The sequence below is a fragment of the Brevundimonas sp. genome, from assembly GCF_031412435.1.
Classification (GTDB): Bacteria; Pseudomonadota; Alphaproteobacteria; order Caulobacterales; family Caulobacteraceae; genus Brevundimonas.
This window is the reverse complement of the sequence record NZ_JANODA010000051.1, coordinates 1-20538: the sequence shown is the minus strand read 5'-3', so window position 1 is coordinate 20538 and position 20538 is coordinate 1. Positions and strand designations below refer to the sequence as shown.

General features: G+C 67.2%; 15 protein-coding genes and 1 tRNA gene. 3 read left to right on the top strand and 13 right to left on the bottom strand.

What is annotated here, in order from left to right:
• On the top strand, positions 1-693 hold a 693-nt coding region (locus tag RMO01_RS10335; RefSeq protein WP_309628971.1), incomplete at its 5' end, for an alpha/beta hydrolase.
• Here RMO01_RS10335 and RMO01_RS10330 read toward each other — a convergent pair.
• From RMO01_RS10330 to RMO01_RS10320, 3 genes are read right to left on the bottom strand one after another with little or no spacing between them, the layout of a single operon-like run.
• Positions 690-1697 carry an adenosine deaminase gene (locus tag RMO01_RS10330; protein WP_309628970.1) on the bottom strand — a complete coding sequence of 336 codons (1008 nt, stop codon included), beginning with the start codon at positions 1695-1697 and terminating at the stop codon, positions 690-692. The genes RMO01_RS10335 and RMO01_RS10330 overlap by 4 nt on opposite strands.
• Positions 1698-1730: 33 nt before the next feature.
• Positions 1731-3494, bottom strand: a complete 1764-nt coding sequence (gene argS / locus RMO01_RS10325; protein ID WP_309628969.1) for an arginine--tRNA ligase — start codon at positions 3492-3494, stop codon at positions 1731-1733.
• Positions 3491-4150, bottom strand: a complete 660-nt coding sequence (locus tag RMO01_RS10320) for a Tat pathway signal sequence domain protein (protein WP_309628968.1) — start codon at positions 4148-4150, stop codon at positions 3491-3493. Before RMO01_RS10320 ends, argS begins: the two co-directional genes overlap by 4 nt.
• 133 nt (positions 4151-4283) lie before the next feature.
• Between RMO01_RS10320 and ispH the strand changes: the two genes are divergently transcribed.
• Together ispH and RMO01_RS10310 are read left to right on the top strand one after the other, a co-directional pair.
• Entirely contained in the window at positions 4284-5267 is a 984-nt protein-coding gene (gene ispH / locus RMO01_RS10315) for a 4-hydroxy-3-methylbut-2-enyl diphosphate reductase (protein ID WP_309628967.1), read from the top strand.
• A 108-nt stretch (positions 5268-5375) separates the two neighbouring features.
• The gene (locus RMO01_RS10310) at positions 5376-6536 is read left to right on the top strand and encodes a glycosyltransferase family 4 protein (RefSeq protein WP_309628966.1); all 1161 of its coding nucleotides are present in this window, start codon (positions 5376-5378) and stop codon (positions 6534-6536) included.
• 7 nt (positions 6537-6543) lie between these two features.
• Here the strand turns inward: RMO01_RS10310 and RMO01_RS10305 are convergent.
• From RMO01_RS10305 to murC, 10 genes are all read right to left on the bottom strand, one after another.
• Positions 6544-6628, bottom strand: a tRNA-Leu gene (locus tag RMO01_RS10305).
• 12 nt (positions 6629-6640) lie between these two features.
• Positions 6641-8074, bottom strand: coding sequence for a M20/M25/M40 family metallo-hydrolase (locus tag RMO01_RS10300; protein ID WP_309628965.1), 1434 nt, complete (start codon positions 8072-8074; stop codon positions 6641-6643).
• Positions 8075-8137: 63 nt separating this feature from the next.
• Entirely contained in the window at positions 8138-9037 is a 900-nt protein-coding gene (gene lpxC, locus RMO01_RS10295) for a UDP-3-O-acyl-N-acetylglucosamine deacetylase (RefSeq protein ID WP_309628964.1), read from the bottom strand.
• 184 nt (positions 9038-9221) lie between these two features.
• Complete coding sequence (gene ftsZ / locus RMO01_RS10290; RefSeq protein ID WP_309628963.1) at positions 9222-10766, bottom strand: cell division protein FtsZ; 1545 nt, start codon at positions 10764-10766, stop codon at positions 9222-9224.
• Between the two features lie 242 nt (positions 10767-11008).
• Positions 11009-14425, bottom strand: coding sequence for a TonB-dependent receptor domain-containing protein (locus RMO01_RS10285; protein WP_309628962.1), 3417 nt, complete (start codon positions 14423-14425; stop codon positions 11009-11011).
• 182 nt (positions 14426-14607) lie between these two features.
• The gene (gene ftsA, locus RMO01_RS10280; protein ID WP_309628961.1) at positions 14608-15933 is read right to left on the bottom strand and encodes a cell division protein FtsA; all 1326 of its coding nucleotides are present in this window, start codon (positions 15931-15933) and stop codon (positions 14608-14610) included.
• A 31-nt stretch (positions 15934-15964) separates the two neighbouring features.
• Positions 15965-16855: a cell division protein FtsQ/DivIB gene (locus tag RMO01_RS10275; protein ID WP_409013068.1), complete on the bottom strand. Its 891-nt coding sequence runs from the start codon at positions 16853-16855 to the stop codon at positions 15965-15967.
• A complete protein-coding gene (locus tag RMO01_RS10270; protein ID WP_309628959.1) occupies positions 16843-17781 on the bottom strand; it encodes a D-alanine--D-alanine ligase in 939 nt (312 codons plus the stop codon). The genes RMO01_RS10275 and RMO01_RS10270 overlap by 13 nt, the downstream gene beginning before the upstream one ends.
• A gap of 16 nt (positions 17782-17797) precedes the next feature.
• A complete protein-coding gene (gene murB, locus RMO01_RS10265; protein ID WP_309628958.1) occupies positions 17798-18709 on the bottom strand; it encodes a UDP-N-acetylmuramate dehydrogenase in 912 nt (303 codons plus the stop codon).
• On the bottom strand, positions 18706-20130 hold the full coding sequence (murC, locus tag RMO01_RS10260; RefSeq protein ID WP_309628957.1) for a UDP-N-acetylmuramate--L-alanine ligase: 1425 nt from the start codon (positions 20128-20130) through the stop codon (positions 18706-18708). The genes murB and murC overlap by 4 nt, the downstream gene beginning before the upstream one ends.
• Between the last annotated feature and the right edge of the window lie 408 nt (positions 20131-20538).

Sequence of the window (20538 nt, the reverse complement as noted above, 5' to 3'; positions counted from 1 at the left end):
TTCGTCATCGCGGACCTCGACGTCTATGACGGCGGCCCGCGCGGCGTGTCGAAGATGGCCGACGTCATCGTCGTCTCCTGCCACTATCGCCAGGCGCCGGAAAACAAATTCCCCGCGGCCCACGAGGACGCGATCGCGGCCTACAAATGGGTCCTCGACAACGCCCAGAGCTTCCACGGCGACCCACAGAAGATCGCGGTCATGGGCGAGAGCGCGGGCGGCAACCTGGCCATCAACGTGTCCATCGCGGCCCGTGACGAGGGCTTCCGGGCCCCGCTGCATCAGGTTCTGGTCTATCCGCTGGTCGGCAGGGACCTGGACAACGAAAGCTATCGCGAGAACGCCACGGCGAGGCCGCTGAACAAGCCGATGATCGAATGGTTCGTCAAACACAGCTTCAACGACGCGAGCCAGACCGCGGACCCGCGGGTCGACATCGTCGGGGCGGCCGATCTGTCCAACCTGCCGTCCACGACGGTCATCTGCGCCGAGATCGACCCGCTGCGCACGGAAGGCGAACGGCTGGCCGAGCGTCTGGAGCAGGCCGGGGTGGACGTCCGACACAAGACCTTCCACGGCTCGACGCACGAATTCTTCGGCATGGCCACCGTCCTGCCGGACGCCATCGTCGCCCAGACGTTCGCCGCCCACGAACTGAAGCGTGCCTTCGGGACGGCGATCCTGCCGATCTAGGCGGCGGCGTAGGCTTTCACCTCGGCGATGCGGGCGGCCTTGTCCGCATCGTCGAGGAAGCTGCCCTCGAAACTGTTGACGGCGATCTGCGTGAGCTGTTCGCGCGTCAGGCCGACGGCCTGCGCCAACTGGCGGTAGTTCTCGTTCACATAGCCGCCGAAATAGGCCGGATCGTCCGAGTTCAGGGTGACGTGCAGGCCGCGTCGCAGCATCTCCGGGACCGGATGGTCCTTCAGGTCCTTCACGACGCACAGCTTCAGATTCGACAGGGGACAGACCGTCAGGGTCATCTGCGACTCCGCCAGCCGCCGGATCAGCGCCTCGTCCTCCATGGACCGGTTGCCGTGGTCCATCCGGTCGATATGCAACAGGTCCAGCGCCTCGTGCACATAGGCGGGCGGCCCCTCCTCCCCGGCATGGGCGCACAGCTTCAGACCCAGGTCGCGCGCAGCGGCGAAGACGCGGACGAATTTCGACGGCGGATGCCCGACTTCCGACGAATCCAGCCCGACCCCGATGAAGTGATGCAGATACGGCTTCGCCATCTCCAGCGTCGCGAAGGCCTCCTCCTCCGACAGATGCCGCAGGAAGCTCAGGATCAGACCGGAGCTGACACCCAGCTCCGCCTTCGCCCGGTCCATCCCGGCGATCAGGCCCTCGACCACCACGCCGAACGCCACGCCCCGATCGGTATGGGTCTGGGGATCGAAAAAGATCTCCGCGTGCCGCACATTATCGGCCGCCGCCCGCTGGAAATAGGCGAAGGCCAGGTCCTCGAAATCCTTGCGCGTCAGCAGGACGTTCGCCCCGGCGTAATAGATGTCGAGGAAGTCCTGCAGGTTGGAAAAGTCATAGGCCGCCCGCACCGCCTCGACGCTGTCGAATGGGATCTGGACCCCGTTCCGCCGGGCCAGTTCGAACATCAGTTCGGGCTCGAGCGAACCCTCGATGTGCAGGTGGAGCTCGGCCTTGGGCAGGCCGGCGATATAGGCGTCGAGAGACATGGGGCGCATCCGTGCTGGTTGCCCCAGTCTAACCTACATCCTGTCAGGCGTGTCGATTCCCAGCAGCCGCAGCGCCGTCTCCAGCTGGCTCAACGCCGCCCCGGCGAGCGCCAGTCGCGATCCCACCGTCTCCGGTTCCGACGCCGCGAGCACCGGGCAGGCAGCGTAGAATTTCGAGAACGACTGGGCCAGTCGATAGGCGTGCTCGGCGATCAGGTGCGGCGCCCGCTTGTCGTAGGCATCGCCGACCGCCTGATCGAAGGCGTCCAGGGTCAGCACCAGATCCCGCTCCGCCGGCTCACGGACGAAGATCGGCCCGGCCAGGACGCCCTGCGCCTCGGCCTTGCGCAACAGGGATTTGATCCGCACCGACTGGTACAGCAGGTAGGGGCCGGTCTTGCCCTCGAAGCTCATGAACCGGTCCAGATCGAAGACGTAGCTGGTCGTCCGGCTGTTCGACAGGTCGGCGAACTTGAGCGCCGCCACGGCGACCTTGGACGCCGTCTCCTCGAACTCGGCTTCCGGCAGATCGGCGCCGAGATCGGCCTCCTTCAACCGCTCGCGCGCCTTGTCCCGGGCCTGGGTGATCAGGTCGTGCAGCTTCAGCACGCCCCCCGCCCGGGTCTTGAAGGGCTTGCCGTCGGATCCGTTCATCGTGCCGTTGGCGGCGTGCTCCAGCTGGCCCGGCGTCGCGTAGCCGACCTTGTAGGCCGCCCGGAACACCTGCTCGAAGTGATCGCCCTGCCGCTGATCGACACAGTACAGGACCAGGTCGAAATCGAACTGCTGCCGCCTGTCCAGGATCGTCGCCAGATCCGTCGTGCCGTACATGGCCGAGCCTTCCGACGAGACCAGCAGCAGGGGGGGCAGCTCGCGCTTCTCGCCCTCCTCGGCCACCCGGATGATCCAGGCGCCCTGATCGAACTCCGCCAGACCCCGCGCCTTGATGTCATCGACCATGGCCGGGATCAGGGGATCGGCGTCCGATTCCCCGTTCCACAGGTCGAAGGTAACGCCCAGGGCGCTGAACTCGCGTTCCAGCGCCGTCTTCGACACCGCCACGAAATGCCGCCACAGGGCGCGATAGCCCAGACGGCCCCCCTGCAGTTCCGCCGTCGCCTTGCGGGCGCGGTCGCGATAGTCGGTGTCCTCCTTGGCCTTGGCCGCCGCCATCGGATACAGGCGCTCGAGGTCGTCGAGCGTCACCGGGCTTTGGTCCGGGAACGGGCCCTCGCCGTCGGCCAGGAAGGCGTCCGCCTTCCCCTCGTCGCCCACGGCCACGATCAGCAGACCCATCTGGAAGCCCCAGTCGCCGAAATGGGCGTCGCCCCAGACCGTGTCGCCCCGGAAGCGGAACAGCCGCTTCAGGCTCTCGCCGATGATCGAGGAACGCAGGTGCCCGACATGCATCGGCTTGGCGACGTTCGGCCCGGCGTAGTCGATCACGACCTTGCGCGGTTCGGCGACCTTCGAAGCCCCCGCCAGCGCCGCATCACCGGCCACGGCCTGCGCCCGATGCGCCAGCGCCTCGTCGGAGAGCTTCAGATTGATGAAACCCGGCCCGGCCACCTCCACGCCCGACAGGCGCGGGTCGGCGGCCAGGCGTTCAGCGACCCGGCCGGCCAGCTCGCGCGGATTGGCCTTCAAGGCCTTGGCGGCGGCCAGCGCGCCGTTCGACTGGAAGTCGGCCAGATCGGGACGATCCGAGGTCGTGACCCGCGCTACTGACGCGTCCACGCCTTCGGCGGCGAAGGCGGCCGCGACCGCTTCGCCCAGGTCGGTCCTGAGGTCGGTCATTGCGCCGGAGGGGTCGCCGCGGCCTGGCCCGCCGTCATGCGGAAGCGGCTGCCGGTGCGGTTGAACTCGGCCATCTCGGGCGTGACCTCGAAGCCGATCAGGACTTCAAAGTTGCCACCGCTGGTTTCGGCGCTGGCGCGCGGGATGATCACCGACTGCTCTTCGGTGACCGAGGCGGTGGCGCCGCCGTCGAAGTTCACCGGCAGGTCGAAATATTCTTTGGCCAGCACGGCCTCGTTCCGTTCGGTGACCGCGATCCAGTAGCGATAGGTGCGCTGGTCGCCGTCGGCCTGCGGGCCCCGGCCGAGGTTGAACAGGATGTTCATCTGAACCGTGACCGGCTCGTCGGCCTGGTAGGCGCAGCCGGCGGTGACGCCCTCGATCTCGCCGGTGTAGCCAACGTTGGCGGCCGCGGCGCGACCGCCCTCCAGTTCCACGAACCGGGCGGCGTCATAGAGGATCTTCACGAACGGGCACGGCCCGGCGTTGGCGACCGACCGCAGGGCGGCGATGCGCGGCGGACGCCGGCTCTCACGGCTTTCTTCCTGGTCCTGACCGCCGCTACGATCGCGCTCACGTTGGCTTTGGCTCTGCGCGTGAGCGCTCGTGGAGGCGAATACCGCCAAGGCGGCGAGGGCGACGGTCGCAAGACGCATTGAGAAATCCGGAAATCTGGCGCTGACGGAACGCGGTCAGGCTTCCGGCCTGATAGCGGCTAAAGCGAGGCGTCGCAAACCTATCGAGCCCGCCACGGTGGCGACGCAGCCTCGGAACGACTAGGTTTCGCCGATGGACGCCCCCGCCCCCGCCCCCATTGTCACCCCCCCAACGCTGCGTCGCCCTCTGACGGTGCGCATGGCCACGCCGCGCGGCTTCTGCGCCGGGGTGGATCGGGCGATCCAGATCGTGGAGCGCGCCATCGAGAAGTTCGGCGCCCCGGTCTACGTCCGCCACGAGATCGTCCACAACAAACACGTCGTCGACCGGCTGAAGGGGCTGGGCGCCGTTTTCGTCAAGGACCTGGACGAATGCCCCGACGACCGGCCGGTGGTCTTCTCCGCCCACGGGGTGCCGAAGTCGGTGCCGGCGACGGCCCGCGCGCGCGAACTGATGTTCCTGGACGCCACCTGCCCGCTGGTCTCGAAGGTTCATGTCGAGGCGGAGCGCCACCACGCCAACGGTCGCCACATCATCCTGATCGGTCACGCCGGCCATCCGGAAGTCGTCGGCACGCTCGGCCAGTTGCCCGACGGCGCGATCAGCCTGATCGAGACGGTCGAGGATGCGGAAGCCTTCCAGCGCCCCGGCGACCTGCCGCTGGCCTATGCGACCCAGACGACCCTGTCGCTGGATGACACCTCCGAAATCCTGCGCGTGCTCAAACGCCGGTTCCCGGAGCTGCCCGACCCGCACAAGGAAGACATCTGTTACGCCACAACCAATCGACAGGAGGCAGTCAAGCAACTGGCGGTCGGTTCGGACCTGGTTCTGGTCGTCGGGTCGAAGAACTCGTCGAACTCTGTACGGTTGGTGGAAGTGGCCCTGCGCGCCGGCGCTGGCGACGCCCGCCTGATCGACGATTCCTCCCAAATTGACTGGGCCTGGCTGGAGGGCGTTGCGACCGTCGGCGTGACCGCGGGCGCTTCCGCCCCGGAACCGCTCGTCCAGGCGGTGGTCCAGGCGCTGCAGGACCGTTTTGACGTCACCCTCGCCGACGACCCCGGCGAGCCGGAGACCGTGACCTTCAAACTTCCCAGAGCTCTGACGGACTGACGCTCTCCGTTGTCCGGTCCGCGTGAGGCGGATCGGCAAGGGCGGCGTCTTCCTCCGAACGCCGCCTTGAAGACCGCCCGCCGGCGGTCGGCGGTCCGGATGCTCGACATGAATTCGCCCGCCCAGCGCCTTCGCGTCCTACCGCCCTACGGGATCATCGAAGAGGAGCCGGGCAGGCCCGTTGTCAGCCTGGACACGGCGCCTCGAACGGCCATCCTGCTGCCGTCGGGCTGCCGGTTCTCCCGCTCTCGGCCCAACTCCATGGAGACTGTGGTTCGCACCTTGGCCGGAGCCCTGGAGAATGAAAACACGCGGATATTCTGCTGCGAGGGCGCCGACGACCATGGCCTTCCCGGCGTCGAGGTCCTGCCCTCCGGGCCAGACCGTCGCCGGGTCTTGACACAGAAGCTCTCCGCCTTCCGGCCCCGGATCATCGAACACCACCAGCAGGTCAAACAGGCGGTCGCGATCGCTTCGGCGATACCGGACGCGGCGCACGTGCTCTACCGTCACAACGCACTGAAGGCGCCGCGCAATCCCCTCGACGTCTGGCGTTACAATCGACGTTACGCCGCGATGGACGGCATCGTCTTCGTCAGCGAGACAGAACGCACCCTGTTCACGAACGCCTACCCCCGCCTGTCCCACAAGGCTTTCGCAGTTCCCAACCCGATCGATACCGAGCCGTGGCTGGCCGCTCCCGAACACCGCGAGCCGGTGATCGCCTTCGCCGGACGAGGCATGCCTGAAAAGGGCCTGGACGTCATCTGCGCCGCCCTGCCCGAGGTGCTGGATCGCCATCCGAGATGGCGCGCCGTCCTGATGCTCGCCGACTGGGATACCCATCGCGACTGGGCCGCGCCCCACGTCGCCGCTCTGGACCGCTACGGCGACCGCGTGTCGGCCCTTCGTTCGGTCCCGCTCTCCACGGTCCAGCGCCAGATGAAAGCCGCCTCGATCGCCCTGACGCCATCGATATGGGCCGAGCCGTTCGGCCTGGCCGCCGTTGAAGCCCATGCGGCGGGCGCCGCGCTGATCTCCTCAGGACGCGGAGGCCTGCGCGAGGCCAGCGGCCCGCACGCCCTCTATCTGGACGAAGTCACACCGCAGAGCCTGACTGCAGCGATCGAGCGGCTCATCTTCCATCCCCTAGAACGCCTCAACCTGGCGCGCGCCGCCCAACACTATGTGGCGACCGTGCACACGCCCCAGAGGCGGGCGGCGGAGCTCCTGCGCATCCGACGGCTGATTCTCGCCCGACGCGGATGATGGAGGCTGGTGCGGGCGGCCGGGGTCGAACCGGCATGACCGAAGTCGAGCGATTTTAAGTCGCTTGCGTCTACCAGTTTCGCCACGCCCGCAGTTTCAGCCTCTCACTCCGCCGGTCGCATCGCCCGGAAGTCGACGTCACTGTCCGCGACCAGCCAGACCAGGGCGGCCCAGGCGGCTACGTTCTGGCGCAGTTGCTCGGGATCGATCTTGTCCAGGGTGTCGTCGGCTGTGTGGTGCAGGTCGAAGTACCGCAACCCGTCCTGCTTCAGGCCGAACACCGGCACGCCGGCCTCAACGATCGGGCCAATGTCGGCGCCGCCCTCGGTCTCCGGCACGTTCGAGCGCAACACGCCGATTGGATAAAGGACCCGGTTGGCCGCATCGGCAAACGCGCCGGTCTGGGCCCCGACAGGCAGTTGCAGGGCATAGACGCGGTCGGCGCCGAAGTCGCTCTCGCCTGTAAAGACGTGGTTGGCGATATCCTCGGCAGACAAACTGCGCAGATAGGCGCCGCCGCCGTTGCCGGTGTCGATCGGCTGGGCGGCCTCCTCGGAGCCATACAGGATCACGCGGACGGTCCGCGCCGTGCGGCCCTGTTCGGCGATAGCCTTGGCGGCGGCGATGGTGATGGCTCCACCCGCCCCGTCGTCGATGGCGCCGGTGCCGAGGTCCCAGCTGTCCATGTGGGAGCCCAGGACGATGACTTCCTCCGGGTGCGAACGGCCCGGCATGTCGCCGATCACATTGTGCGAGGTGGTCTCATAGGTGTGGGCCGTCGACGATAGACGTACCCGCACCGGATCGCCGTAGGACACCAGTCGGCTCAACTGGTCCGCGTCAGGAGCGCTGAGTGCGAAACCGGGCAGAGGGACGACGCCGTTGACGTATCGGGTCGTGCCTGTATGCGGCATGCGGTGCTCGTCGGATCCGGCTGAGCGCATGATGAAGGCCACAGCCCCCTTCTGCGCGGCAGCGCTTGGGCCGGCGCCGCGGATGCGGGTCAGGGGGCCGTAGCCGGCGCCGGACTGCATGGGGACCAGTTGGCCCGCATCGACGTAGGCGATCTTGCCGGCCAGCGAGCCATCGGGAACGGCCTGCAGATCCTCGAGCGAGGCGAACCGCACGACCTCGGCCTCGATGCCGCCTGCGGGCGTGCCGGGCGAGTGGCCCAGCGCCGCGACGACCAGCGGCTGGGGGTTGGCGCCGACGATGGAAGCGCTCTCCTCGCCGCGCTCCCAGCCGATCAGGGGGAAGGCCTGGATGTGGACGTTCTTGAAGCCGAGTTCACGCATGTAGCCGGCCGCCCACTCCGCAGCGGCCGTTTCGGACGCCGAACCGGCGGGACGCGGTCCGAACCGGGTCGTCAACTGGGTGACGTAGTCCATGGCGACCGTATCATTCAGGGCAGCGTCGCGGACGCGCTCGGCGTTCCGGATGGTCGCGGCGTCCTGGGCCATGACCGGCCCCGCGAGCGCGGCCGCGAGGGAGAGCGCGGACACGGCGGCGAGCGCCGAACGACGAGCGGAAACGAACATGCCGAAACTCCAGATCACGGATGGCCGGGACCCTAGAGCCTGAATCAGGGAAGTTGAAGCGGCTTAGCCGACCTGGGCCAGCTCAGGCTCGAGGATCACCTCGCGCCAGGCGTGAGGGGCGGCCAGCAGGGCGCGGACCAGCAGGTTGTTCACCGCGTGACCGGCCTTGTAGCCCTCATAGCGGCCCAGCAGGGGCGCGCCCATGACGTAGAGGTCGCCGATCGCGTCAAGCGCCTTGTGACGCACGAACTCGCGCTCCATGCGCAAGCCGCCGGGGTTCAGGATGTCATCGCCGTCGATGACGACCGCATTCTCGAGGCTGCCGCCGCGCGCCAGACCGGCCTGGCGCAACGCCTCGACCTCATGGGCGAAGCCGAAGGTGCGGGCGGCCATGATCTCATCGCGGAATGTCTGTTCGTCGACGACGAAATCCACGACCTGGTTGCCGATCACAGGGCTGTCGAAATCGATCTCGAACCGCATCTCGTAGCGGTCGCAGGGATACAGGGCCGCATGTTTGTCGCCGTCGGTGACGTGGATCGGCTCCAGGATCTCGATGTAACGGACCGGGGCTTCCTGACGACGGAAGCCGGCGCGGTCCAGCAGCTGGACAAACGGGAGGGCCGAACCATCCAGGATAGGCAACTCCGGCCCGTCGACTTCCACAATGACGTTCGAGACGCCCAGGGCGCAGAAGGCGGCCATCAGGTGCTCGATCGTCGACAGCCGCACGCCGGCCGCGTTCTCGATCATCGTGTTCAGCCGCGCATCGACCACAGCGTCGCCGGACACGAAGATACGGTTGTCACGGTCGGTGATGTCGGTGCGGACGAAGACGATGCCCGTCCCGGTCGGCGCCGGACGGATGGCCAGACGAACCCGCTGACCGGTGTGCACGCCCACGCCCGCACAGATGGCGGGGGCGACCAGCGTCCGTTCGCGATGATCGTGGCGTGGCGGCAAACTCTAACTCACCCAAATCGCCCGGCGCGTGTGAGCGCGCATAAGCGGGAGATCGATCCCTAGCCGCAGCGCAGCAAGGCGAAAACCAAAGTCGGGTTTCGAATTGTTTCCACGCCGGTAACCTTCGCCGTAAAGCAAAACGCCCCGGGTTTCCCCGGGGCGTTCGAAGCGGCTGTGGGCCGGATCAGTTGGCCAGGCGGCGCAGGAACGACGGGATTTCCAGATCATCCTCGGCGGCGGGGGCCTCGACTTCGGGCAGAGGTTGGGCCGTCTGGCGTAGTTGAGGCTGGCCGCGCGACGCGGTCGGCGCCGGGGCATAGGCCGTCTGGGCGCGCGGCTTCTTGCCGAACAGGCTCCAGCCGGACTTGCGGTGGTCACGGTCGTCGTAGACGGGCTCGTCGTACTCAGCGGGTTGCTGAGCCTGCGGGAGCGTCGGAGCGCGATCCAGATAGAGGTCGCCCTGGTCGACCTGGGCGGAGGCGGCGGGGCGACGTCCTTCGGACTCGAAGGCCTCGACCCACGGGTCGACGATCGGGGCCAGGGTGCGCTCTTCGGCGACATGGATGACCGGCTCAGGCGCGCGCACGACGGGCTCAGGCGCCTGGAAGGTCGGGACGACCGGGGCGGGCTCGGGTGCGCGATACGCGTCGGCACGCGCCGGCTCGCGATAGGCGGGTTGCGGAGCGCGCGGGGCTTCGACGGCGCGACGCGGGTCGGGGAAGGCGGTCTGGCGGGTGGCGACCGGCTCGATCTTGGCGGTGGCGACCTCGTCCATGCCGGTAGCGACGACCGAGACACGGATCTTGCCGTCCAGGGCGGGATCGAAGGCCGCGCCGAAGATGATGTTGGCGTCGCCGTCCACCTCGGCCGAGATGGCATTGGCGGCCTCGTCGACTTCCAGCAGGGTCATGTCCAGGCCGCCGGTGATGTTGACCAGCACGGCCTTGGCCCCCTTCAGCGATGTCTCGTCCAGCAGCGGGTTGGCGATGGCGTTCTGGGCGGCCAGCAGGGCGCGATCGTCGCCCGAGGCCTCGCCCGTTCCCATCATCGCCTTGCCCATCTCGGACATGACGGCGCGGACGTCGGCGAAGTCGAGGTTGATAAGGCCCGGCAGGATCATCAGGTCGGTAATCGAGCGCACACCCGAGTGCAGGACCTGATCGGCCATGCCGAAGGCGTCGGCGAACGTGGTGCGCTCATTGGCGACGCGGAACAGGTTCTGGTTCGGAATGACGATCAGGGTGTCGACGTAGCGCTGGAGCTCGGCGATGCCTGCATCGGCCAGACGCATGCGGTGACGGCCTTCGAAGGTGAAGGGCTTGGTCACGACGCCGACGGTCAGGATGCCGCGATCGCGGGCGCGTTTGGCGATGATCGGCGCAGCGCCGGTGCCGGTGCCGCCGCCCATGCCCGCCGTGATGAAGATCATATGCGCGCCTTCCAGGTGCGCGTCGATTTCGTCGGCGCTTTCCTCGGCGGCGTTCATGCCGACTTCGGGGTGGGCGCCGGCGCCGAGGCCCTGGGTGATGGTCTCGCCCAGCTGGATGCGGCGGTCGGTCTTGGCGAAGCTCAGGTGCTGGGCGTCGGTGTTGGCGACGACGAACTCGACCCCTTCAAGGCCTGCGTCGATCATGTTGTTGACGGCGTTGCCGCCCGCGCCGCCGACGCCGAAGACGACGATCCGGGGCTTCAGTTCCGTGGCCGAGGGCCGCACAAGCGAGAGAGACATATCCAAACCGACCTTTGTTCCGACCCTGCCCCTTGAACGTCCAATGCGAAGTCCCCGCAGATCCGCATTGGTTATGAGCGCGTTAAGGATCGCTCACCGTCGTTAAGGGAAGGTTACCGGATAGCGTGAGTCGGACGCCTGACGAGGCCTGTCGCCAAGCGTGGCGGCAAAAATCGCGCGTTCAGGCAAAGAAAAGGGCGACCCGAGGGCCGCCCTTTCCGTCTTGGGTCTGACCGAACCCCTTACCAGGGACGGTAGTTCAGGCTCACGTTGAAACGACGGCCGTAGGGGTCGAAGTTCGAGTAGAGCGTCGCGCCCAGGATGTCGCGCTGGCGAGCGTCGAAGGCGTTGCTGAGTCCGACCCGCAGCGTCAGGTCTTCGCGAACGTTGAACCGGGCGCCGAAGTCGTGGCGCGTGAAGTTGCCGGTATTGTAGTAGTCGATCGGACGGCTGTCGATGTTGTTCACCAGGTCACGGGCCTGGACGATGTCCTGAGCCGTCTGCCAGTCCACAACCCAGGTCAGATCAACCAGGTCGTTCGGGCTCCAGACCAAGGTGTTGGAGAAACGAAGGCGGGGGAACGATCCGCCGGTTTGAAGCGTGCTCGAGAACTCGGTGAAATCGGCCGGGTTGTCGATGTTGTTGAACTGCTTCTGCTCGATCAGCCACGAACCCTGCAGCGAGGTCCGGAACGTGCCGAAGTTGCGACCGAACACCTCTTCAGTGTCGAGCGAGTAGTTCGCGGTGAAGTCCAGACCACGCACCGTGCGCTTGGCGTAGTTGATCGAACCCTGGATGAAGCCGCCGATTGCGTCACCCGCCGGAGCGCCGACCTTGAAGGCTTCCGACCGATCAGCCGCCGACGTACCCGTAACCGGGGCGACACGACGGAAGATCGTGGCGCAGGCGCCGCTGTTGAGGCCGGGGCCGCTGACGCAGTTCGCAGCAGCAGTCTGGGCCGTCACGGCAGCGATGACCTGGTCGATCTCGATTTCATAGTAGTCGAGAACGAAGCTGAAGTTCGGAACGTAGCTAGGCGTCCACACCGTCGAGAAGGTGAAGGAGGTCGACTCTTCCGGGGTCAGGAACGGGTTGCCGCCGTTCACGCCGGCGACGCCGCTGCTATAGATAGGCGCATAGTCGTCGTTAGGATCGAGCGTCGTTCCGCCGAAGTCGTAGGTCAGGCCCTTCGCCGCCGCCAGCGCCGTACAGTTGGCGATGCGGTTGGCCCGGATATCGGCCGCCAGGGTCGAGTTGGTGATTGCGGCAGTCGTGCACGGATCGGCGAAGTTGTTGGCGAACGTCTGGCTTTGCGGCGAGAAGTTCTCCGACAGGGTCGGGACACGAACCGACGTGTTGTAGCTGGACTTGATCGCGAAATCCGAGATCGGACGATAGACCAGGTTCACGCCGTACACGTCGGTTTGGCCAACCGTCGTATAGTCAGAGTACCGGTACGAGCCACTGAGCTCGGCGTACTGACCGAGCCAGGTGTCACGGAACAGAGGCAGCGAGATTTCCGCGAAGGCCTCCTTGGTCTCGTACTCGACGTAAGGTTGGTCAGGACTGGTGTTGAGGAACAGCTGACGATCGCCCGTATCACGGCTGCGGCCGACGCCTTCGGTCGACTCACGGCGATATTCGCCGCCGACGGCGACACCGATCGAACCGGCGCCCCAGAAGTCCCACAGTTGACCTGAAACCGAGCCGACCAGGTTTTCCTGCTCGTTGGTCTGGCGGACGGTGACCGAAGCGTAGGTCACAGCAAGCGCGGCCGGATCAGCGGCGTTTTGGCCGAAGACGTTGATCGGCTTGCACGCCGCGATCGCGGCTCTGCCTTCGGCGCGCGCACGGAGGTCGCCAAAGGTGCCTGCCGTCTGGCCCGCCTGTGTGGACCAGTCGCGAATGCCGCCGAGGCCCGTCGTCGCGTTTGTCATCGCGGCGTTGGTCTTGGCGAGGATCTGCACGCGGCAGACGATTTCGCCGGGGCGGCCGTTGACGATACCGGCGGTGTCGACGACGGCGTCGGCGCCGAGAACATAGCGCTGCGTATCGACAGCGATTTCTTCGTTGGCGTTCTCGAGCTTGCTGAAGGAGTAGGCCAGATCCCAGTTGAGGTTCCGAACCGGGCCGACGTCACCGTGCTGGCCGCTCAGGGCCGCCACATAGCGCTGCAGTTCGCGGGTGTTGTCCTGCGAACGGTCCTCGGCGAAGCTCACATGGCGCGCCCAGGGAGCGGCGATAGCCGCCGTGGTCGTGCCCGGAGCCGAGACGGTCGGGTTGGTATAGTTGGCGACCGTATTACCGAGGATGGCGGCGCGAAGGGCTGCAGGCAGGAAGGCGTTGTCCGAAACCCGCAGAACCTGGTTCTGGTTGCTCGGTGAGATGCCCGTCCGGCCGTTGCTTTCGTTGGCCGCATAGGCGGCGTCATTCAGGTACCAGTCGAAGAAGGTCGGCTGGGCCGTCGCGAAGGTGGTTTCAGTGATGTACTTGGCTTCCAGCAAGCCCGAAATCGAATCCGTGATCTGGAAGTTGGCGCCGGTCTGATAGCGCTGCGCTTCAACGGACCCCGTCCGGTCGGCCTGGTTGAAGAAGGCCGGGTTTTCACCGTCGCCACCGATGTTGAGGGTCCGGCTGGCGCCCACGTTGCCGATGCGCTGGCCGAAGTTGGCCAGACGGGCCGCGCCGCCCTGCGGGAAGACCCAGGTCTTGGTGGGGTCGACGCTGTAGCAGGTGGCTTGGGTGAAGGCCGTGCAGTTCGTGACGCCGACCAGCGGGTTGTTCAGGGCGCTGGGCTGCTGCGAGTTGGCGATCGTCGTCTGACCACCGCGGGGGCGGGAGATCGTGTTCACGCCGCAGAACACGCGGTTGTCGAACTGATCGTCGATCGGCAGGCCGGCGGCGGCGGCGGTCGGGTCGGAGTCGACGCCGACAAGGGCGCAGCCGTCGGCCAGGAAGCCCAGGTCGAGCGTGCCGACGGCGTCAAGCTTTTCATACTCGGCGAACCCGTACAGGTTCAGCCGGTCGTCGAAGAAGTTCTTGCCGACCAGCAGCGAGGCGCGGCGGCCGTAGTTATCGCCGTAGCGCGACAGCTGGTTGCCGTAGAGGTCGAGCTCGAGGCCCTCGAAATCCTTGCGCAGGGTGAAGTTGATCACGCCGGCGACGGCGTCAGCGCCGTAGACCGACGACGCGCCGCCGGTGATGATTTCAATGTTCTCGATGAGCAGGCGCGGAATGGTGTTAACCGAAACCGCGAGGCTGCCGCCGACCGAACCGACCTGGCGGCGACCGTCGATCAGGGTCAGCGTGCGGTTGTTGCCGAGTGCGCGCAGGTTGGCGATGTTCAGACCCTGGGCGTTCAGGACGCCGCCGACGTTGTCCGTCGGGATCTGGGAGTTCGAGAGCGCCGGGATCTGGGCGAGGTAATCGATCAGGGTCGCCTGGCCGGTCGCGAGCAACTCTTCACGCTTGATCTGGATCAGCGGCGTCGGGGAAGTCGTCGGGTCACGACGGATACGCGAACCGGTGACGACGACTTCATCAACCTGCGTCTCGTCATCCTGCGCCGGAGCGGTCGACTGAGCGAACGCCGGAGCGGACAGCGTGAGCACCCCCGCGAGGACGGTGGTTCCGACGAGATACTTGCGTGTGGATAGCATGGTGCTTGGCCCCGATGACTGAATGACGCGCGGCGGACTTCTGCGAGTCTGACCGTTCCGGGCTGTTGCTAGTCAGAAGATGTCAGGGGGGCAACCATTGGGGCGCGACTGAGGCGAATGGAACTCGAATTTGTTACACTTCGGACACACCGCGGACACAGGCGAATAATCCGCTCAGTCCCCTAGAGGTTGTCGCGCAACCATCCCGCCGCCCGCGCCACGAGATTTCCGCTCTGGACGCGCGGAGCGTCGGCGGCCGAGATCTGGCGCGACATCAGCTTCCTGGCCGAGACAGCCTCGCGAGGACCATAGGCGGCGCGCAGCAGGACGCCGGCGGCCGAGCAGAAGGCGGGGCCTGCCGCCGAGTCGGCCAGGTGAGGCGCCCGCTGCGGGCGGCCGAGCCTGACGGGACGGTCGAAAACGCGAACCGCGAGCTCGCGCACGCCGTTCAGCTGGCTGGCGCCGCCGGCAAGGACGAGGCCGGCGCCCGGCTCCAGACCGACGCCGGCGTTGCGCAAACGGTCGCGCAGCAACTCGAGCGTCTCCTCGACACGCGGCGCGATGACGGTCTTCAGCATGGCCCGGGGCACGATGACGGGTCCGGCGCCGGCATCCTCGCCGCGCGGCGGGGCCTCCAGCATCTCACGGTCCTCGTTGGCGCTGGCCATGGCCGAGCCGTGCAGGGTCTTCAGTCGTTCGGCGCCCGCCCTGGAGGTCGACAGGCCGCGCGCGATGTCTGCAGTGACGTGATCGCCGCCGACATTCAGCGATTCGATATGCAGCAGGGACCGGCCGCCCCACACTGCGGCGCTCGTGGAACCGCCGCCCATGTCGATACAGACACAGCCCAGGTCCATCTCGTCCTCTTCCAACGAAGCGAGTGACGACACCACGGGGGCCGCAGCGACGCCCTGCAGGTCGAGGTGGGCCAGTTCCAGACAGTGGCTCAGAGACGCGAAAGCCCCCTCAGCCATCGAGACGACCAGCAGGTCGAGGCCGAGCGAATGGCCGCGCATGGAGCGCGGATCATGAACGCCCCGTGCGCCGTCGACCGACCAGGCGATGGGCAGGACGTGGATCGGCCGTCGGTTCGGCAAGCGGATCTGGGCCAGGGCCATGCCGATGGCCCTGGCCAGATCAGCGTCCCCGACGGGATTGGCGCCCAGCGAGACGCGGGCCTGCACCCGGTGGCTGGCCATCTGGCCGATGGAGGTGGTGACGATGACGCCCGAGACGGGAGCGCCCGCGGTGCGTTCGGCGCGTTCGACGGCGTGGCCAATGGCCTGTGCGGCCTCGTCCATGTTGACGATGGCCCCGCCGCGCACCCCCTTGGACTGGACATGGCTGGCCCCGGCGACGCGGATTGTCCGGTCGGCATGGCGCACGCCGTCGGGCTTCATGATGAAGCAGGCGACCTTGGACTGGCCGAGATCGAGCGCTGCGACCACAGGCGCGCGCGCCTGCGCCCTGCCCGCCTCTGTCGTCGGATCCGCCTTCTTGCCCGCCATGATGCCTGCGCCCTTACTCGAAACTGTGTGGTTAGACGCCGGCGCCCGGCCGGACCGCAACCTGGCCCTCGGTGCGCAGGTCGATGCGAGCGAAGCCCAGTTCCAGCAGTCGCTCACGCTGATCCAGAGCGTCCAGCTGGATCAGGGCCGCCTCTTGCTTGACAGCGGGCAGCTGGATGATGCCGCCGTCCTTCAGGCGCAGGTCCCAGCGCCGCTCATCGACCCGGACCAGGGCGTCGACCCGGCCCATCAGCCGTGGCCGTTGGGCCAGCAGAGGCAGGATATCGCCGGCCGCCTTGTCGGCGCCCGCGCCCACGACCAGCGGCAGGCCCGGATAGCGGCCCGCGTCGGCGCCCGGAATGGCGCGGCCCTCACCGTCGATGACGAAGACCTGCCCACCCGTCTGCCAGACGGCCAGACGGTCATGTTCCTTGACCTCGACGATCAATGTGTCGGGCAGCAGGCGTACCACGCGCGCCTCCTTCACCCAGCCCACAGCCTGAACGCTGGCCTGCAGGGCATCGAGATCGAGGCCGGTGATCGGCTGGCCGGCCTCGACGTTGAGGGCGCGCTGGATCGCGGGCGTCGCCTCGGCCGAGGCGCCTGTGATGTGCACGCGGCGAAGCTTCAGCCCCATGCCGATCGTGATCTGGTCCATGCCGTGGCTGACCGACTGTCCGATGCGTTCGGCGCGAGCACCCGTCGCCAGAACGAGCGCCAGAACACCGACCCCGGCGCAGATCGACAGCACAACGGCGCGCGGCGTCAGGTCCAGCTTGCCGAGAGCCGCCATCTTTCCGGGCACGCCGCCTGCATTGCGCGGCGCGTTGCGTGAGCGACCGCCCTGCCCTTTCGGACCCGCGCTTCGCTTGGGCGCAGACGCGACATTCGCGCGCCGACCGCCGCGAACTACCGCGGGCATGAGGCGTCCTCCACCATCCACCGGACCAGATCTTGATACGTCATCCCGCAATGAACGGCCTGCTCCGGAACGAGCGAGGTCGGCGTCATGCCGGGCTGGGTATTGACCTCCAGAAGGACCAGTTCGTCCTTAACATCGTCATAACGGAAGTCCGTTCGCGACACGCCCCGGCAGCCCAACGCGGCATGCGCCTGCTCGGATTCCCGAAGCGCCGCCTCGAAAACGTGGGGCGGGAGATCGGCCGGAAGCTTGTGGACCGATCCGCCGGGTGCGTATTTGGCCTCATAGTCGTAGAAGCCCTTCACCGGAGTGATATCGGTCACGGTCAGGGCGCGCGGCCCGGTCGCCTCGCCGATCACGGCGACGGCCAGTTCCTTGCCAGGAATGTAGGGCTCGACCATCACGAGGTCGCCATAGGTCCAGTTGTCAGCCCCGACCTCGGTTTGTGGACCGTTTGCTCCGGCCATCACCAGATAGACCCCGACGGACGATCCCTCGGCGTTGGGCTTGATAATGTAGGGCGGTTCGATCACGTGGCGACGCGCCACCTCGTGCCGGTCGAACAGCCCGCCGCCCGGCACCTTGACCCCCGCCGCGCCCAGAACGGCCTTGGTCTTGTCCTTGTCCATCGTCAGGGCCGAGGCCAGGACGCCGGAGTGGGTATAGGGGATCTGCAGGGTCTCGAGGATACCCTGGACGCAGCCGTCCTCGCCCCATTCCCCGTGCAGGGCGTTCAGGACGACATCGGGCTTAAGATCGGCCAGCACCTGGGCCAGGTCGCGGCCGGCGTCGATGCGGGTGACGCGAGCGCCCTGTGCTTCCAGAGCATCCGCGCAGCCTTTGCCCGACGACAGCGACACGTCCCGCTCGGAGGACAATCCGCCCATCAGAACGGCGACGTGCATCTCTGACAGGGGACGGGACATGGTGCGTTCTGCGCGGTTACAGGGGTCGGCCGATCCTCTTGATCTCCCATTCAAGGTTTACGCCGAGTTTACTTTGAACGTCGGCGCGGACGGTTTCCCCCAATCCTTCGATATCGGCAGCGGTGGCCTGGCCAGGATTGATCATGAAATTGGAGTGGAGCTCGCTGAACATCGCCCCGCCGCCGGTGACGGCATGGAGCTTTCCGCGCCAGCCCGCCTCGTCGACCAGTTTCCATGACGAATGGCCGGGCGGATTCTTGAATGTCGAGCCGCCGGTCTTTTCGCGGATCGGCTGGGTCTGTTCGCGACGCGCGGTGATCTCGGCGATGCGGGCGGCGACGGCGTCGGGTGCGTCCGGCGTCCCGCGATAGACGGCCTCGATCCAGATGATGTCGGCGGGCGCCTCGGAGTGACGATAGGTGTAGCCGAAGTCGGTCAGGGCGAAATCGACCCGCTCCCCGGCCCGCGTCAGGCCTGAGGCGGAGACGAGGATGTCCTTCGTTTCGGAGCCGTAGCAGCCGGCGTTCATGGTCAGGGCGCCGCCGATGGTGCCGGGGATGCCGGCGTAGAACTCCAGTCCCGCCAGACCGGCTTTCGCCGAAGCCCTGGCGACCATGGCGTCCAGGGCGCCGGCGCCGGCCGTGATCGTGTCGCCCTCGGTCGTGATGCCCGCGAATGGACGGCCGGCGAGACGGATCACAACGCCCTCGACGCCTCCGTCGCGGACGATGACGTTGGAGCCGACGCCCAGCACCATGACCGGCACTCCGGGGTCGAGCGCCTTCAGGAACGCGGCCAGATCATCGGCGTCGGCCGGGATGAACAGGACCTCGGCCGCGCCGCCGACCCGAAACCAGGTGAAGGGGCCAAGCGGCTCGTCACGCAGCAGCTTGCCGCGCACGGAAGGGAGCGATTCACGCCAACTCACGCCGAGAGCGCCTCCAGCTGCGCCGGCAGGGCGTAGGCCCAGGCGGTGATGTCGCCGGCGCCGAGCAGCACGACGACATCGCCCGCCTTCGCCTCCTCGGCGATCACGCGCGGAAGCACGGCCGCGTTCTCCAGAGCCGACACCCGCAGGTGGCCGTAGCGACGGATGCCGTCGACCAGGGCCTGTTTGTCCACGCCTTCGATCGGGGCCTCGCCGGCCGCATAGACGTCGGCGACGATGACGCTGTCGGCGTCGGAGAAACTGGTCGAGAACTCGTCCATCAGGTCACGCAGCCGGGTGAACCGGTGCGGCTGGACCACGGCGATGACGCGGCCCTCGGCGACCTGACGGGCGGCCTTCAGGACGGCGGCGATCTCCACCGGGTGGTGTCCGTAGTCGTCGACGATGCGCACGCCGTTGACGACGCCGGTGGTGGTGAAGCGGCGCTTCACACCGGCGAAGCTGGCGAGGCCCGAACGGATCGCGTCGTCCGACACGTCCAGCTCCCGGGCCACGGCGATGGCGGCCAGGGCGTTGGCGACATTGTGCCAGCCGGCCATGGGAAGATGCAGGCCGGTGATACGGACGGGCTCGGCGCCACCGCGATCCTGGATGACCACGTCGAAGCGGGCGCCGTCCGGGCTCATGTCGCAGTTGTCGGCCCGAACCATCGCCTGGGGGTTCATGCCGTAGGTCACGATCCGGCGGTTATCGATCTGGGCCACCAGCTTCTGAACCTCCGGATGGTCCAGACAAACGGCCGCGAAGCCGTAGAAGGGGATGTTCTCGACGAAATCCACGAACGCCTTACGCACAGCGTCGAAGTCGCCGTAGTGGTCCAGGTGCTCCGGATCGATGTTGGTGACGATGGCCACGGTCGACTTCAGCCGCAGGAAGCTGCCGTCGCTCTCGTCGGCCTCGACCACGATCCAGTCGCCGTCGCCGACCTTGGCGTTGGTGCCGTAGGCGTTGATGATGCCGCCATTGACCACCGTCGGGTCCAGACCCGCCGCGTCCAGCAGGGCCGCGACCATCGAGGTCGTCGTCGTCTTGCCGTGGGTGCCCCCGACCGCGATCGAGAACTGCAGCCGCATCAGCTCAGCCAGCATCTCGGCCCGGCGCACCAGCGGAATGCGGCGCTCGCGTGCGATCATCATCTCCGGGTTGGTCGCCTTGACCGCCGTCGAATAGACCACGGCTGCAACGCCGTCGCCGACATGGGCCGCGTCGTGACCGATGAAGATCCTCGCGCCCAGAGCCGCCAGCCGTTCGGTGTTGGCCGAGGATTTGGCGTCCGAGCCCTGGACCGAATAGCCGATCTTGAGCATGATCTCGGCGATCCCGCTCATGCCAATCCCGCCTATGCCGACGAAGTGGACGGGGCCGAGGTCGAACGGGACGGGGCGAAGGCGAGCGATCATCGAAGCGTCATAGCGAGGGTCAAATCGGAATGCACCCTCCCCTCCTCAGGAGACGTGCGTCATCGCTCTTCCGCTGTGAACGGGTCGGGGAAGCGGACGGAGCCCCGGTGTTCGCCCGGAACCGATGTGGCCCCCTGCTTTCGCGTTACGGGGACCGATTGAGAATTTTCGGCTTGCGCCGGGGCTCCGTCGCGACCGGTTCACGCGAGCGGCCGGTGACGGGCTTCGTGCAGCCTGTGAGGTCTGTGTCGTTTTCGACCCTCACGTTTTGCGCCGCTTAAACCCAGTCCGACCTCGGCCCGCGACGGGCGGAGGGTTTCAGGCCCCTCCGGGCTCCACGGTTTGTCACCCCATGGACAGTCCTGCATCCGCGCCGGTTCGTGCCTCCACAGATCCAGGTCCTCGCCG

Excerpts from the sequence above, each read along its gene's own strand:
- RMO01_RS10330 (WP_309628970.1), bottom strand. The coding sequence starts at position 1,697 with ATGTCTCTCGACGCCTATATCGCCGGCCTGCCCAAGGCCGAGCTCCAC.
- argS (WP_309628969.1), bottom strand. The coding sequence starts at position 3,494 with ATGACCGACCTCAGGACCGACCTGGGCGAAGCGGTCGCGGCCGCCTTC.
- RMO01_RS10320 (WP_309628968.1), bottom strand. The coding sequence starts at position 4,150 with ATGCGTCTTGCGACCGTCGCCCTCGCCGCCTTGGCGGTATTCGCCTCC.
- ispH (WP_309628967.1), top strand. The coding sequence starts at position 4,284 with ATGGACGCCCCCGCCCCCGCCCCCATTGTCACCCCCCCAACGCTGCGT.
- RMO01_RS10310 (WP_309628966.1), top strand. The coding sequence starts at position 5,376 with ATGAATTCGCCCGCCCAGCGCCTTCGCGTCCTACCGCCCTACGGGATC.
- RMO01_RS10300 (WP_309628965.1), bottom strand. The coding sequence starts at position 8,074 with ATGTTCGTTTCCGCTCGTCGTTCGGCGCTCGCCGCCGTGTCCGCGCTC.
- ftsZ (WP_309628963.1), bottom strand. The coding sequence starts at position 10,766 with ATGTCTCTCTCGCTTGTGCGGCCCTCGGCCACGGAACTGAAGCCCCGG.
- RMO01_RS10285 (WP_309628962.1), bottom strand. The coding sequence starts at position 14,425 with ATGCTATCCACACGCAAGTATCTCGTCGGAACCACCGTCCTCGCGGGG.
- ftsA (WP_309628961.1), bottom strand. The coding sequence starts at position 15,933 with ATGGCGGGCAAGAAGGCGGATCCGACGACAGAGGCGGGCAGGGCGCAG.
- RMO01_RS10275 (WP_409013068.1), bottom strand. The coding sequence starts at position 16,855 with ATGCCCGCGGTAGTTCGCGGCGGTCGGCGCGCGAATGTCGCGTCTGCG.
- RMO01_RS10270 (WP_309628959.1), bottom strand. The coding sequence starts at position 17,781 with ATGTCCCGTCCCCTGTCAGAGATGCACGTCGCCGTTCTGATGGGCGGA.
- murC (WP_309628957.1), bottom strand. The coding sequence starts at position 20,130 with ATGATCGCTCGCCTTCGCCCCGTCCCGTTCGACCTCGGCCCCGTCCAC.